The sequence below is a fragment of the Nonomuraea diastatica genome, from assembly GCF_004349015.1.
Taxonomy (GTDB): Bacteria; Actinomycetota; Actinomycetes; order Streptosporangiales; family Streptosporangiaceae; genus Nonomuraea; species Nonomuraea diastatica.
This window is the reverse complement of record NZ_SMKP01000037.1, coordinates 15,341-30,180: the sequence shown is the minus strand read 5'-3', so window position 1 is coordinate 30,180 and position 14,840 is coordinate 15,341. Positions and strand designations below refer to the sequence as shown.

The following is a 14,840-nucleotide window of genomic DNA, read 5'->3' as shown; positions in this document are numbered from 1 at the left end:
TCAGGGCACCGTGAAGTCGTCGGCGGAGACCGAACGGCAGATGCTCCAGCCGACCCTGACCCTCGATCAGGAGAGGGCCATGCCCGCGCCACAGGCAGCCGTGATGGCTCGCTGCAGCAGGGCGTCGGCGGCGGGGCCCGGCCCAGGAAGCCGTCGATGCGGCACACCCGTTCGGGGATCTGCCACATAGCAAGACGCGCCCCGCCCTCTCAGCAGCACGCGTCTTCTCGCACTTCCAGGAGCGGCAGGCCCGCCGCGTACCGCCGGAAGAAACCGGCGGTCGGAGTGTCCGCGGTCGCGACGGCGTCCGGGGTTCCCTCCGCGATCACCGCGCCCCCGTCCGGACCGGCCCCCGGCCCCAGGTCAATCACCCAGTCCGCGGACGCGGCGACGGGGATGTCATGTTCGGCCACGACGACGGTGTTGCCCGAGTCGAGCAACACATCGAGCGCATCCACCACACGCTGGATGTCAGACGGGTGCAGACCCGAAACGGGTTCGTCGAGAACGACAAGGCCGGCCTTGCGGCCCGCGGCACCGCGCTGGATCGCGGACGCCAGCTTCAGCCGTTGCGCCTCGCCGCCGGACAATTCTGTGGCGCTCTGGCCGAGCTGGAGATAGCCAAGCCCGACCTGGTTCAAGGCTCCCAGGATTTCCGCGAGTTGCCGGGGCTCGGCGAACCGCTCCACAGCCTCGGCGACGGTCAGCTCCAGCACCTGATCGATAGCCAGCTCCTGATGCCTGATCTCCAAAGCCTCCGGCTTGTAGCGCCGACCCTCGCACGCGTCGCAGACCACCCACACATCCGGGAGGAAGTGCATGTCGACCAGCTTGCGGCCATAACCGGTGCAGGTTTCGCATCGGCCACCACCCGCGGTGTTGAAGCTGAACCAGGAGGCATTGACCCCGCGCCCGCGCGCCATGTCGGTTTCGGCGAACAGCTTGCGGACAATGTCGAACGCCTTGCTGTAGGTGGCCGGGTTGGACCGCGGCGTGCGCCCGAGCGGTTCCTGATCGACGACGGCGACCCAATCGAACCCCTCCAGGCCAGTCACCTGTCGCACCGTGTCGGTCATCGTCCCGTTCAGGGCGGCCTCCACGCTCGCCGCGAGCGCGCCGAGCAGACTGCTCTTGCCGCTGCCGCTCACCCCGGTCAGGCACGTGAGCCGGCCAGCGGGAAATCGCACCAGGTTCGCGGTCACATTGTGCGCACGCAAGTCATGCAGCTCCACCCAGCCGGTGTCCTCCCTGGCCGGACGGCGGGTCCGGCGTAGCCGTGGCCCCTCGCCGGCCAGGTAGCGGCCGGTCAATGACGTCGGGTGGGCGGCCGCGTTGGCGGGAGGCCCCGACACCAGGACCTCACCGCCGAGGCGGCCCGCGCCGGGCCCCATGTCGATCACCCAGTCGGCCCGGGCGATCAGTTCAGGGTCGTGCTCGACCAGGAGTACCGTGTTGCCGGCCTTGCGTAGCTCCAGGGCGATGTCGAGCAGGTGTGCCTTGTCCGCCGGATGCAGCCCGGTGCCGGGCTCGTCCAGGACGAAGACGATGCCGCTCAGCTCGGTGCTGAGCTGCGCGGCGAGCCGGGTTCGCTGTAATTCACCCCCGGACAGCGTCGCCGCGCTCCGGGACAGCTGGAGATGGGCGAGGCCGAGCCGGTCAAGGATCGCGAGCCTGCGGCCCAGGTCTTGCAGCAGCGGCTCGCCCACCTCGCGCTGCCGGGCTCCCAGGTCGCCGGCCACCCGCTCCGCCCAGCTGCGTACCTTTTGTACGTCCACCTCGAGCAGGTCGGGGAAGGTCAGCCCGCCGAGCCGCACCGACCGGGCCATCTGGTCGTACCCGCTGCCGCCGCAGGTGCCGCACGGCTGCTTGCGCATGTACGGCAGGTAGCGCTGCTTGGCGCTGGAGGTCTGGGCGTTCACGAACACCCGCTCCACCTCGGCGAGCGCGCCCCGCAGCGGCTGGCTGGAGGTGTAGGTCACCTGGGCCGTCTCGTTTTTGTTCGTCATGTTGACGGTCGCCTCGATCTTCTCCTCACCTGTGCCGTACAGCACACAGTGACGGAACTCCTCCGGCAGTGACTGCCATGGCCGGCCGAGGTCCACGCCGCGTTTCTCGGCGAGCGCCGGCACGAACGCATGCTCCCCCGACCGCCATTTCGCGTACCAGGGCGAGGCCCCCTCGAAGAGCGGAAGCTCCGGGTGGGTGATGACCAGGTCCTCCTGCGCCTGCCATCGCCCGCCCACGCCGTGGCAGTCCGCACAGCTCCCTTCCGGCGTGTTGCGGTCGAAGTGAGCGGTCGTCAGATGCCCGTGCCCGCTCTCCGCCGCCGGGTCCGCGCCGATTCCCGGAAGGCGCGAGTACAGCAGCCCCAGGTGCCCATCGATACCGGTGATCGTCGCGACCGTGGAGCGGGGGTTGCGGTTCAGGCGGCGCTGGTCGACCGCGAGCGTCGCGCCGAGTCCCAGGATGCGGTCGACCTTCGGCCGGTTGCGCTGGGTGATGTACTGCCGCACGAACGGCGAAAGCCCCTCCAGATACCGCAACTGCGCCTCATTGTGCAGGGTATCGATGGCCAGCGAGGTTTTGCCGCTACCGCTCACTCCGGTGAAGGCGACAAGCTGCCCTTTGGGGATGCTCACCGACACGTCCCGCAGATTGTTGGTACGGGCCCCCACCACCTCGATGGTCTCGCACTCGATACCCGCGACGTCCTGTACGAACGCAGTCAACCTTCGTCCATCCTCTCGCAACACAGAACATGGGCAGGCAGACACCCACCCATGCCGAACAAACCGATCACGCCACCACGCGGCCGCTCGTCACGATGGCGAGCGGCCGCTTCACCAGACGCCTCAGCACGTGGCCGGTTTCGAGGCGGCCCGTGCTGCAGATCAGGACCGCAGCACCGAAGTGAGCTTGTCGACGCCGGGGGCGTAGGCGGTCATCCAGTGCGGATGCAGCCGGTAGTAGACCACGTCGTTGCCCCAGTCGGAGAAGTCGCCGTAGAAATCCTTGAGGTAGGCGAGCAGGTCCGGCCAGTCCTCGGCCGGTTCGCTGTCCTCAGGGTTGAGGATCTCCACCGTGCCGTGGGTGAACACGCCCAGGTCCTCACCACGCATGTGCGCGGCGCTGACGGCGGGGCGGGCGGCCAGGTGGCGGGCCTTGGCGGCGCCGGGCGCCGTGCCGAAGTGCCACTTGCCGTGCAGGAAGTGCCCGTCCACGCCGCTGATCCGCGGCTCGCCCTTCGCCGTCACGGTGGCCAGGGCGAGGGTGCACATTCCGGTCAGGATCCGGGTGAGTTGCTCCGAGGTCAGGGTGTTCTCGGTATTGATGATCGAGCGGAGGTGCAAGGTAGAGCGGGAAAGGGAGGCTTCGAGGAGAGCCTGAAGTTCCTTGAGCTCCTCGAGGGTTTCGCGCATTGAGGTCCTTGTCTATCCGTGGGGCCCCGGTCCACGCGCCATCGGCGCTGACCGGTGAACCGATGATCGCTCTAAAACCCGACGTCTTGTGTCATGTTTTTCGGCCGTCCTGCGAAAACCGCCGGGGCGCCCGGCCGGCGTCCTTCCTTTGGACTTGTCCCAGCCGCCGCCTGGAGTGGCGAGCGGTCACGTCGTCTCGATGACGACCCCCAGTCTTGTGGCTGGAGTTCTGGCCGTTCGTGGGTGTTCCGTTTGGGAGTCCCCCATCGGAACACCGGCGGCCCGGGTGGCCGTCTGTCCGCTGCGCTCGACACCGCTACCGACAGGGTGATCGGCGAACTGTCGGCCCGTCGCCGCGCCGTCGACTTCCGCGACTTCCTGGACGAGATCGACCGCCAGGTCGAGCCGGGCCTGGGCGGTCCATCTCATCTGCGACAACCTTCCCCGCATAAGGCGCTGGTGGTGCATGCCTGGCGGCTGGCCCCACCCGCGTTTCGTGCTGTACTTCACCCCGATCTACTCCTCCTGGATCAGCCAGGTCGAACGCGGGTTCGCCGAGCTGGAGCGACGCAGAACTACAGTCTGGAGCGAGGCAACTTCTGCTCCTTGGATGCTCTCAAGACCGCTGTGGAGGACTAGATCAAGACCTGGAACGACAACGCCAGGCCGTTCAGGTGGACCAAAACCGCGGATCAGATCATCGACCGCATCTGCCGCTACTGCGACCGCATCTCCAGACCGGCTCACTTGGCGAAGGCGGCCAGGGCGATGCGAAGGGTTCGCCCACACCCTGACGGCGCGGGCTGGTGAGGTGTTTCACAAGCGAACACCTATGAAACACCGGCTCCGGCCGGGGGCTCCAAGGCGAACGTTGTTTCATGAGTCGGTGCAAACGGGTAGCTGCGTGAAACACTCCTATGAAACGATCTCTGGGTGCACGACGACGACTTCCTCCGCGTGGAGGCCCACGCCTGCCCGATGACCTCCTGCGCCGCCCCCGCCGGCTCGCCCTGCCGCACCGGCAAGGGGAAGGTCGCCGTCCAGTACCACACCGCCCGCTTCCGGCTCGTGCCCGCATTCGCCAAGGCGCTCAACGTCCCCACCCCGGCCCTCCGCAAGCCCGGCACCCTGTGGATCGAGCTGCCCCGCCCGGTCGCGGCCGATGCCGAGCCGGCCGGGCACGCGCGGATCGGCTACGCCCGCGCCTCCACCGTCCGCCAGTCCCTCGACACCCAGCTCGACGCGCTCAAGGCCGCCGGCATCACCCGCGTCTTCGCCGAGAAGATCTCCACCCGCGCCACCAGCCGCCCTGAGCTCGACAAGGCCGTCACCCTGGCCCGGGAATTGCGCGCGGCCGGGGTGGCGGTCACGCTCGTGGTGCACGAGCACAAGCAGCTCGGACGCGGCCTGGACCTGGCCGCCCTGGCCGAGCAACTGAAGGCGGCGGGCATCGGCCTGGAGTTCCTCACCGGCGAACTCCAGGGCTCCCACGACCCCTCGGGCGTGGTGTTCACCGTGCTGGCCGCCCTATCCGGGATGGAACGCGAGTACATCCGCGACCGCACCCTGGAAGGCCACGAATCCGCCCGCGCCCGCGGCAAGGCCATCGGCGGCGCCGCCGTCACCGACGAGAACATGCTGTCCATGGCCCTGCACCTGCGCGCCCAGAACCTCAGCCTGCGCGACATCGCCGCCCGGCTCGTCATCACCAGCGGCGCCAAGAAGGGCCGCCACCCCTCGGCCGCGACCGTCCTGCGCATGCTGCGCGACCACGACCAGCAGACCGCAAGCTGACCCGGCCCCGCCCGTCAACGCCCCCGGAACGGCTGAACGCGGAAGCTATGCCAGGCGGATCGCCTCCGCCGCGCGGCGGCAGACCGAGTACACACCGCGTTCGCGCCCGCGTCCATCCCCTCCACCAGCCGGTCATCGATCACCACGATGTCGCCCAGATCAGCTCCGCCCGGCCCGGCTCTGCAGAATCAGCACCAATCGTTGCGAATTTTGTGAGATGCCCTGAAGACCGCCAGGGCAGGCAGATAGGGTGAGAGCGCGCGATGAAGACGGTCCCCGTAGCAGGGCGAACAGCGAGGCCCTCGACCTGGAGCCCGTGCTCGATGACGCCCGTTCCGCAGCTCAACTTGCCCGCCTCCTTCACGTGGATCGCAGCGCGATCAGCAGGGCGTTGTCCACGGCACGGCAGCGGGGCGAGCCATGGCCGCCCCTACACCGCCGACCCGGTGACGGGGCGCCCCACCTTCAACACCAGCGCCTTCCTCGACTGGTGGGCGGGGCGGCGCGGCCCGGGGCGGCCTCCGAAGAGATCCATGTGACGTCCTCCTGCAAACAAGAGCGCCCTGAGTTTTCCGCACCAACTGCGCGGATCGCACCGGGAGGCGGGCGAGGTGGGGCGCCCGGGCCCCCTGACCTTCAACCGGCGGAGTGCTGGCGTCCTTGCCAGCGCAGCGTCGCGGCGTACGCGAGTCCCGCGCCGATGAGGACGGCCAGCAGCAGCCCTTCGCCGATGGTGTGGATGAGGTAGCGGGTCAGGTTGCTGTCGATGATCCAGCGAGCGTCGATGGCGGAGTAGACCAACTGGGCGATGCCGACGGCCGCCACCCACCGCAATCGCGACGTTGCCGCCGCGGTGAAGTAGGCGACCGAGGCCGGCCAGATCCACCCGGCGGGCGACCAGCTGGCAAGGTGGTAGACGAAGATCGCGGCGACCGACAACAGCAGCACGAACATGGGCCAGCGCCGCCGGAAAAGCACGAGCGCGGCGAGGACCAGAGCGAGCTGGATCGCACCGTCCAGGGTGACTGCACGAACGTGGCGAGAGCGGCGGCGACGAACACCACCACGGTGATCGCGGCCAGCGCGAGATCGACGAGCTTGTCGAAGTGACGTACGTAAATCGGTGCGCGTACCGGCAACGATTCGCTCATGACCACCTCCGGGGGGTTTCGATGGCGAGCGCCACGCTATGCCCCGATAGTTGCAGCAGTCCTGCCCCTTTGCCGCCACATGGGGAGGGCGCGGGGCAACGTTTGACATACGAATCGGGACCCAGGAACGGCCACAGGCAGTGAATGAGCTTGCTCAACGTGCACCCGCCGCACCTTCACTGCATCGAGACCCGGCAACCGTCTCTGCGATGGAACGGAATCCGGCGTCAACCACGTTCGGGAGACCGTAGCGGCAGGGGGTCACTGACCTGGGAGAACCCTGTTAACGCCGGATTGCGTTCCAAATCTCTCTGACCCCCAAATCCAACAGATATGCCTCTGGCCTGCATAGAGAGGTAGGGCCCAGGTCTGGCCCACCGGCCGGAGACCTCTGCATAAGCACAGGTGAGCGGCATATCCGTTGGATCCTGCGCCATCACTACCGGGATCCCTTGATGCGAGTGCGACCGGCCTTCGTGCAGGGGTCTGTGCGGCATGCCAGAACCGGAAGGGCGACCAGCAGGGAACCCGCAGTTATCCGAGGCGCCGTAGCGCTGTCTCGATAGCGACCTCGACCCGGGAAGTCATGCCGGGCACATCGACGGGACGGCGCCCAGCGACCTGACTACGGATCCACTTCGGCCCGCTATCGTCATAGTGCAGCAGGGCATACAGGTCCCACCACGAATCGAGAGTCACCCCGGCGATCGACTCATAGAGCGACCGAAGCTGCTCCGACCACTCGGGCGAGTAGAGCGCCGCCAAGTATCGCCGACAGTGCCCGACGTCAATCGCGCGCGCCCCCCGATGGATGGAGTTCCAGTCGGTCAGCCCAGTAATCCTCCCGCGCGACCACAGCATGTTGACAGGCAGGAGATCGCAGTGCAGAAAGACGGCAGTGTCCTTTGGCGGCGCCGCCGCCATGACACCAAACGCCGCCTTCCACACAGCCGGCTTCTGCGCGTCGACCGGCACCTGAAACCCGTCTAGAGGGGCGATCCAAGAATCCGTCCAAGGTCTGAACATCTTCGCGGGGAGATCGAGGGAATGCAGCAATACAGCAATCTTCGCGATCCTCGTCATCCACGACCGAGGTTCCGCTGGATTGAGGTGAACATGCCCCTGCAACCGTGTCATCAGCAACGATGGCGCGCCCCCCGTCGAAGCACCAGCAACATCAGTAGCCAGGATGCTTGGAACCGGGAGCCCGCTTCCCGCCACCACACCAAGGTTGGCGATCTCCTTCTCCAAGCTCCCCTGCAGGCCAAGCCCGCCCGGGTACTGCCGCAGTACGACGAACGTTCGCATTCCACATCGCTCGACAGTCAGCTGATTCACGGCGGAGCAGACGCCACCGGTCAATCGGCGATAGCCAACGATGCGACTGCCCCGACCCATTGACGCCGCAACCCAGGCGAGAGTCTCCGCGGAGGGCCGACGCTGCCTGAACCCGCCATCCCTCCAGTCGCCGTCGGTCATGAGCGCGAGCCTATTCGTCAGGGGCCTGCGGCAATAGGGGTTTTCTAGCCCGCCAGAGGCAGTGACCCGGCTGCTGGATGGCCGTCACCATCTGGAACGGTTCGCGATGGAGCAGGCGGGTGAGGTGGACTACCTGATCACCGCGCCGTCGCTTCGTGAGGTGGCGGCCAACATCCGCCGGGAAGGGCTCCCGGTAGTGATGGCGCAGGATCCAACGGATATGCCGCTCACCTGTGCTTATGCAGAGGTCTCCGGCCGGTGGGCCAGACCTGGGCCCTACCTCTCTATGCAGGCCAGAGGCATATCTGTTGGATTTTCGGCCGAAGCTACGGGGACCCCTCAGAGGAGGACCCTTCGTGAAAGCGGGAATGAGTGCGCACCGGAGATCTCCAACACAGGCGACAGAACACCAAGATCTAACCGAAGTTGGTACTGACGGCGGCGCACGCCTGTGCCGTCTCGTCGTGGGCTGGGCGGTCAGCAGGACCACAATGCCGTCGTCGTCTTGGGCGGACACGGCCGGCTCGGTATGCACTGGCCGGAGCCGACGCAGAGGCCGGTGTCTGCTTTGATGCGCATCATGTCCCTGCTCACCAGGTGACCGGGAGTTCGTGGACGCCGTAGATGACGGCGTCGTTCTTGAACGGCAGGTCCTCGGCCGGTGCGGCGAGCCGCAGGGTGGGGATGCGGCGGAACAGTGTATCGAAGACGATCTGCAGTTCCATCCTGGCGAGGTTCTGGCCGAGGCACTGGTGCGGGCCGAAGCCGAAGGCGAGGTGGTGGCGGGCCCCGCGCTCGACGTCCAGTTCGGCCGGATTCTTGAACGCCGCCGGGTCCCAGTTGGCCGACAAGGTCGAGACGATGACGCCCTCGCCGGCCTTGATGCTGGCCCCGCCGACCTCCACGTCTTCGGTGGCCAGTCGGGAGGAGACCGTGTCGGCGATGGTGAAGTAGCGCAGGAGGACGTTCTTCCGGGACTGCCAGGAGTGGGAATGGCTGCCCCGCCGGTTCGACCCGCAACGAGCCCTGGCCACCCCACGCAGCATCGCCGCGCTGCTCGGCCCCAACCCGCGCGTGATCGCCGACGACATCTGGGGCAAGCTCCTTTGGGCCGGCCTCAACCTCACCGCCGACGACCTGCCCGTCACCCAGGCCGGCCTCTTCTACCCTCTCGAGCTGGTCCGCGCGGTGACACTGACCTGGCTGTTCAGCGGCCAGCGCAGCGATGAGATCGCCCGCCTGCGGGTGGGTTGCATCCGCTGGCAGCACGACGGGCAGACCATTCGTGGTGACGCCACCGATGTGCTCGCCCAAGACACGGTCTGTCTGCTCGACGTGCCCACCCATAAGACCGGGACCGCGTTCACCAAACCGATCGATTCGCTCATGTGAGCTGCCCCGGGTTGGTTGGAGGCTCCCAAGACTGGAAGGCTGGGAGTCGTGCCCGCACCGAGGAAGTACCCCCAAGAGCTGCGCGATCGCGCCGTCAAGATGGTGTTCGACCTGCGTGAGGAGACCGGGGCAAGACCGGGGCGATTGCCCGGGTGGCCGACCGGCTCGGTGTGCATCGCGAGGCGCTGCGCTCATGGGTACGGCAGGCGGAAGTAGATCCTGGACATACGTGCTGTGCGGTGTCCCAAGAACCCACGAAGTGCCGATACCGATTGACAAGTCGGCACTTTGGCGGTGGGTTCTGCGTGAGTCGCCCACGCCGAAAAGGGGGCGCGACGCTATGGGCTTGACGCGGAGCTGCGCCTGTTCAGCGTCTGGTCGAGCCAGCCAACCATGTGCCGGTGGACAGCGGCGCTGGGACCCGCCTCACGGACCAGCCGCTCTCCCCGCATCAACCGATCGGTTGATGCCGGAATCTACCATCCCGCTCTCCGGCCGGATGATCCGCCACCCCCCGCCCCGCGGGATTCTCAAGGCATGCCAACACACCAGGAGCCCGCCCTCCGCACCACCGGACTCCGCAAAGCCTTCGGCGACCACGTGGCCGTCGACGACATCCACCTCACCGTCCCCGCCGGATCCTTCTACGGCCTGGTCGGCCCCAACGGCGCCGGCAAGACCACCACCCTGGCCATGGCCGTCGGCCTGCTTCACCCCGACGCCGGCAGCGCCGAGCTCTTCGGCGTCGACGTCTGGCGCGACACCGTCCAGGCCAAGGCACTGATCGGCGTCCTGCCCGACGGTAACGCCTTGCCGGAACGGCTTACCGGCCGCGAGGTCCTCACCTACCTCGGCCTGCTGCGCGGCCTGCCGCCCGCCGTCGTCGCCGAGCGCACCGACGAACTCCTCCAGATCCTCGAACTCGACTCCGCCGAGCGGACCCTGGTCATCGAATACTCCACGGGCATGCGCAAGAAGATCGGCCTGGCCGTCGCCCTCCTGCACGCGCCCCGCCTGCTCGTCCTGGACGAGCCCTTCGAGGCAGTCGACCCCGTCTCCGCAGCCACGATCAGGACCATCCTGCGCAGGTTCGCCGCCAACGGCGGCTCCGTGATCATCTCCAGCCACGTCATGGCCCTCGTCGAGCAGCTCTGTGACCATGTGGGTGTCATCTCCGACGGCCGCGTCGTAGCCGCCGGACCGCTGGCCGATGTACGTGGCGCCGGAACCCTGGACGACGCCTTCGTCGAACTCGTCGGCGCCCGCACCGGAGGAACGGAGGGGCTGGCATGGCTCACCTCCTGACCACCGGCCCGCCCGCCCTGGCACAGCACATGATCCGCATGCGGCTGGCACTCATGCGCAACTCCCTGCGCGGCGACAACGCCTCCAACCTCTACGTCGGCGTCTCGGCCGGACTGATCCTGGCCTTCGCAACGATCGCCGTCGCCGTCCTGTGGCCCGCCTACCTACCCCTCACCCTGGCCGTCTGGCTCTCCGGCTGGATCTTCGGCCCCATCTTCATCGGAGGCGGGAGCGAAGCCCTCCGCCCCGAATACTTCTCCATGCTCCCGGCCACGCCAGGGCGGATCGCGGCGGCACTGCTCGCCGGAGCTTTCGCGGGTCCCGCACCTGCGGTCAATCTCATCGCCCTACTGTCCCTGCCCGTGTACGGCTGGCGCTTCGGCCCGGCCGGAGTGCTCTTCGGCCTGGCAGCAGCCCTCACCACGCTCATCACCATGGTGATGATCTCCCGCGTCATCGTGGCGCTCATCGGGCTGTTCGTCAGATCCCGCACCACCGCGGCCGCCGTCGGCATCGTGACCGGCACCGCCATCGCCCTGTGCAGCAACGGCTGGGCACCCGTCGCAGCTCTGGGCGGCACCGACACCGCCGCCTGGTCCCAGGTCCTCGTCCGCGTCCTTCCCTCCGGATGGGGCGTGGCCGCCATCGAAGCCCCCTGGCCCCTCGCCCTCGCCATCCTCGTCGCCAACGCCGGTGTGATCGCCCTCCTCCTGGTCGTCTGGGCCAGTCTGCTGTCGCGGCGCGTCGTCTCCGCCGCACGTGGCGGTGTGCCGCCCCGCCGCGGCGCGCCCCGCCCCTTCTCCAGCACCAGCGGCGCCCGCATCACCGCCGCCAAGGAACTGCGCGCGTGGTGGCGCGACCTGGTCCGCATCCAGCTCCTGGCCACCGCCTTCTCCTACGCCATCGTCAGCCCCCTCCTGCTCCTGACCCTCGACGCTTGGATCATGTTTCCCTTCGCGGGACTCATCGCGATCGTGATGGCCGCCGCGTCCTCGGTCAACCTCTACGGCGCCGACGGGACCGCCCTGTGGCTCACCCTCATGACCCCCGGTGCGGAACGCGCCGACGTCCGCGGACGCCAACTGGCCTGGCTCCTCATCGTCGGCCCAGCCGCAGTGCTCCTCTCCCTGGCCGGCACCCTCGTCAGCGGCCTGGCCTGGGCCTGGCCGTGGGTGCTCGGCCTGCTCCCCGCCCTGCTCGGTGGTGGCGCCGGGGTCATCGTCCTGCTCGCCGTCACCTCGCTGGTCCCCGGCACCGACCCCCACAAGCGCGGCGGCAACCCGCTCAGCACCGGTGCCGACGAAACCGCCGAAACCAGCCTCGCCTGGCTCGTGCTCCTCGCGGTCCCCGCCACCGCCCTGCCCGCCGCCGGCGCCATCCTCCTTCACCCCTGGGCCGGCATCGCCACCGGTGTGCTGACTGGCGCCCTCAGTGCCTGGGGACTCGGCAGGATCGCCTACCGCAGACTCGAAAGCCACGGGATCGATCTGCTCAACCTCATGAAGTACGGCCCGTCACCCCAGGCCGACAAGCCCACCACCGCGGACCTGCCCATCCAGCACCGCATCGGTGTCACGGTCAGCTACTCCATTGCCTGGCTTCCTCTGTTCCCCCAGGGACTCGTGCCCATGGTCATGAAGATCGTCGGCATCGAGGACCGCGGATGGTTCCTCGCCCTTCATCTCCCGCCGGTCTGGCAATGGCCCACCATCATCTTCATGATCGCCCTAGGGCTGCTCATGTACGGCTACGCCATCCTGATCCCCATGCGCCTAAGCTCGTCCTCATCGGCCGCCACCAGGTGAAAGGCATCCGTACCCGAGAGGAGGGCACGCCCCCGGATGAACGAACCCTTCCCGCTCTCCACCTGGGAACGACGCTTCGAGCGCGTCGTCGAGATCGTTCCCTACATCACCCTCGGCGCATCCCTCGCCATCAGCCTGGCCTCACCCGACCAGCCCGAAGGCGGAATCCCCCGCACCCTCGCGCTGACCGCCTTGGCCCTCGCCTGGATTGTCGGCACCCACACGCTCGTCCCGGCCGCCTTGCGCCGACGGAGGGTCGCCGTCACCGTTCACTTCGCCGGGGTCCTGGCCACCGCCGCGCTGCTGACCTTCCACGACCCCATCTTCATCATCTACTGCATCTCCGGCTTCTTCCTCGCCGCCAACTTCGCTCCCTCCAAATGGACCTTCGCCGCCGTCGCCGCCACCTCCTTCGTCTTGTACGGTTCGACGCTCGACTGGACCCAGGCCACCATCCAGCTCATCGCCTTCTACCTGGCGATCATCGCCGTGCAGACCGTCGCCATCGGCGGCGGTTCCATCGCAGGCATCAAGATCGAGGACCGGCAGCGCAAATACCGGAAGGCGGTCAGCGACCTTCAGACCGCCATGGAAGAGAACGCCGACCTCCACGCCCAGCTCCTCACCCAAGCCCACCAGGCCGGCATCCTCGACGAACGCCAGCGCATGGCCCGCGAAATCCACGACACCCTCGCCCAAGGCCTCACCGGCATCATCACCCAGCTACGCGCCGCCCAACGCGTCGAGGACTCCGACACCCACCTCGCAATCGCGCTCACCCTCGCCCAGGACAGCCTCACCGAAGCCCGCCGCTCCGTCGCCGCGATTCAGCCCCACCAGCTCGAAGACGCCCACCTCCCCGAAGCCATGACCACCCTGGCCCGCAACTGGACCCAGACCACCGGCGTCGACCTCCACGTCGAAGTGACCGGCGACCGCGTCCCCCTCAGCCCCGCCATCGAGGTCACCCTCTTCCGCGTCGCCCAGGAGGCCCTCGCCAACGTCGCCAAACACGCGGGCGCCACCCGCGCCGGCCTCACCCTCTCCTACACCGGGACCGTGGTCCTCCTCGACATCCGCGACGACGGCACCGGCATCCACAACCCCAACGGCAACGGATTCGGCCTCAGCAGCATGAGACAACGCCTACGCGGCGTCGGCGGCTCCCTCGAAATCGAGAGCACGCCCGGCGAGGGCACCGCCGTCAGCGCCACCGTCCCCGCGCTCCAGGGAAAACCCCGATGATCCGCCTCCTCATCGTCGACGACCATCCCATCGTCCGCGACGGCCTGCGCGCCGCCTTCGACGCCGAACCCGACATCCACGTAGCCGGCGAAGCCGCCAACGGCCGCGAAGGCATCGAGCGCGCCGCAGCCCTCAAGGTCGACATCGTCCTCATGGACCTGCGCATGCCCGAAATGGACGGCGTCACCGCCATCACCGCCCTGCGCCACTCCCACCCCAACATCAAGACCCTCGTCCTGACCACCTTCGACGGGGACTCCGACGTCCTGCCCGCCATCGAAGCCGGCGCCACCGGCTACCTCCTCAAAGACGCCCCCACCGACGAACTTCTGCGCGCCGTCCGCGCCGCAGCCGCTGGCGAGCCGGTCCTGTCACCCTCCGTCGCCGGCCGTCTGATGGGCCAGGTACGCAGACCGGTCAAGGCTGCCCTTACCGACCGCGAACTCCAAGTCCTCGCCCTCGTCGCCGATGGCGCCTCCAATCGCCAGGCGGCCGCCAAACTCTTCATCAGCGAGGCCAGCATCAAGACCCACCTGCTGCACATCTACGACAAACTCGGCGTCCGCGACCGCGCTGCGGCCGTAGGCGAGGGATATCGACGAGGTTTGCTCAGGTAGTCGACCAACAGCCCGCCCTTTACAGAGCCAACCTCTGCTTACCTGCAGGAACGCCGCAGATGGCGGCTGGTGGAGTCAGCCTTACCGACAGGCCAAGGAAGAGCTGGCCCACGCCCACAGTGAGAACCGCCGCCTGCTTGACCGGATCGAGCAGGCGGACCAGCGCCTGGCCGTCGCCGCCGAACGGCTGCAGGAAGCCGGCACGGCGGCCACCGAGGCCCGCGCCGAGACCCGCGCCGTGCGCCAGGAGCTCGCCGACCAGCGCGGCCGCTTCGAGATCGAGCGCGCGCCTGAGCGAGCAGGCCGACCAGGCCCGGTGCAGGCAGGCCGAGGCCGACACGGCGGCAACAGCTCGCGTCACCGCCGCCCAACGCCACCCCGAAGAGCACCACCCAGCTCGTGGCGCTGACCGGGCAGAGTCTGGGGTCGATCGGCCGCCACCTGAAGGTGCTCCTCAACGCCCGCCTCGTGCGCCGCCGCCGGGCCGGACGATCAGTGCTGTACTACCGCACGGAGGCCGGGAACGTTCTCGTACAAGCCCAGGACCAGCAGTAAAGGCAGCGCTCGTCCTCCGCCTGGGGTGCCGCCTCTCTCTGGCGACGACAGAAACGGGTCGCAGGTGGCATAGCTGCT

13 protein-coding genes and 1 pseudogene are annotated in these 14,840 nt (G+C 68.1%); 7 read left to right on the top strand and 7 right to left on the bottom strand.

From position 1 onward, the window contains the following. Positions 1-209: 209 nt before the first annotated feature. The 3 genes from E1294_RS15465 to E1294_RS52715 form a co-directional block, all read right to left on the bottom strand. Positions 210-2,729 carry an excinuclease ABC subunit UvrA gene (locus E1294_RS15465; protein WP_132509080.1) on the bottom strand — a complete coding sequence of 840 codons (2,520 nt, stop codon included), beginning with the start codon at positions 2,727-2,729 and terminating at the stop codon, positions 210-212. Positions 2,730-2,891: 162 nt separating this feature from the next. Continuing rightward, on the bottom strand, positions 2,892-3,419 hold the full coding sequence (locus E1294_RS15460) for a pyridoxamine 5'-phosphate oxidase family protein (protein ID WP_132509078.1): 528 nt from the start codon (positions 3,417-3,419) through the stop codon (positions 2,892-2,894). Between the two features lie 186 nt (positions 3,420-3,605). Beyond that, the gene (locus E1294_RS52715; protein ID WP_165977301.1) at positions 3,606-3,848 is read right to left on the bottom strand and encodes a hypothetical protein; all 243 of its coding nucleotides are present in this window, start codon (positions 3,846-3,848) and stop codon (positions 3,606-3,608) included. Positions 3,849-4,352: 504 nt separating this feature from the next. Between E1294_RS52715 and E1294_RS15450 the strand changes: the two genes are divergently transcribed. Beyond that, entirely contained in the window at positions 4,353-5,213 is an 861-nt protein-coding gene (locus E1294_RS15450; protein ID WP_246083037.1) for a recombinase family protein, read from the top strand. A 636-nt stretch (positions 5,214-5,849) separates the two neighbouring features. Here E1294_RS15450 and E1294_RS15445 read toward each other — a convergent pair. From E1294_RS15445 to E1294_RS15435, 3 genes are all read right to left on the bottom strand, one after another. Further along, positions 5,850-6,167, bottom strand: coding sequence for a hypothetical protein (locus E1294_RS15445; RefSeq protein ID WP_132509076.1), 318 nt, complete (start codon positions 6,165-6,167; stop codon positions 5,850-5,852). A gap of 731 nt (positions 6,168-6,898) precedes the next feature. Next, the gene (locus tag E1294_RS15440) at positions 6,899-7,672 is read right to left on the bottom strand and encodes a phosphotransferase family protein (protein WP_281284438.1); all 774 of its coding nucleotides are present in this window, start codon (positions 7,670-7,672) and stop codon (positions 6,899-6,901) included. Positions 7,673-8,433: 761 nt separating this feature from the next. Beyond that, positions 8,434-8,934: a cytochrome P450 gene (locus tag E1294_RS15435; RefSeq protein ID WP_220447755.1), complete on the bottom strand. Its 501-nt coding sequence runs from the start codon at positions 8,932-8,934 to the stop codon at positions 8,434-8,436. Between E1294_RS15435 and E1294_RS15430 the strand changes: the two genes are divergently transcribed. The 5 genes from E1294_RS15430 (at position 8,918) to E1294_RS15410 (ending at position 14,207) form a co-directional block, all read left to right on the top strand. Then, a complete protein-coding gene (locus E1294_RS15430) occupies positions 8,918-9,235 on the top strand; it encodes a hypothetical protein (RefSeq protein ID WP_220447754.1) in 318 nt (105 codons plus the stop codon). The genes E1294_RS15435 and E1294_RS15430 overlap by 17 nt on opposite strands. Positions 9,236-9,772: 537 nt before the next feature. Beyond that, entirely contained in the window at positions 9,773-10,540 is a 768-nt protein-coding gene (locus tag E1294_RS15425; RefSeq protein WP_132509072.1) for an ABC transporter ATP-binding protein, read from the top strand. Next, positions 10,525-12,345, top strand: coding sequence for a hypothetical protein (locus E1294_RS15420; protein ID WP_132509070.1), 1,821 nt, complete (start codon positions 10,525-10,527; stop codon positions 12,343-12,345). The genes E1294_RS15425 and E1294_RS15420 overlap by 16 nt, the downstream gene beginning before the upstream one ends. Before the next feature lie 36 nt (positions 12,346-12,381). After that, positions 12,382-13,590 carry a sensor histidine kinase gene (locus E1294_RS57175; protein WP_132509068.1) on the top strand — a complete coding sequence of 403 codons (1,209 nt, stop codon included), beginning with the start codon at positions 12,382-12,384 and terminating at the stop codon, positions 13,588-13,590. Next, positions 13,587-14,207 carry a response regulator gene (locus E1294_RS15410; protein ID WP_132509066.1) on the top strand — a complete coding sequence of 207 codons (621 nt, stop codon included), beginning with the start codon at positions 13,587-13,589 and terminating at the stop codon, positions 14,205-14,207. The genes E1294_RS57175 and E1294_RS15410 overlap by 4 nt, the downstream gene beginning before the upstream one ends. 19 nt (positions 14,208-14,226) lie before the next feature. On the opposite strand, the gene E1294_RS15405 is transcribed toward E1294_RS15410, so the two are convergent. Continuing rightward, complete coding sequence (locus tag E1294_RS15405) at positions 14,227-14,568, bottom strand: hypothetical protein (RefSeq protein WP_132509064.1); 342 nt, start codon at positions 14,566-14,568, stop codon at positions 14,227-14,229. A gap of 29 nt (positions 14,569-14,597) precedes the next feature. On the opposite strand from E1294_RS15405, the pseudogene E1294_RS15400 reads away from it, so the two are divergent. Then, a pseudogene (locus E1294_RS15400) lies at positions 14,598-14,762 on the top strand (transcriptional regulator); the annotation flags it as partial. Between the last annotated feature and the right edge of the window lie 78 nt (positions 14,763-14,840).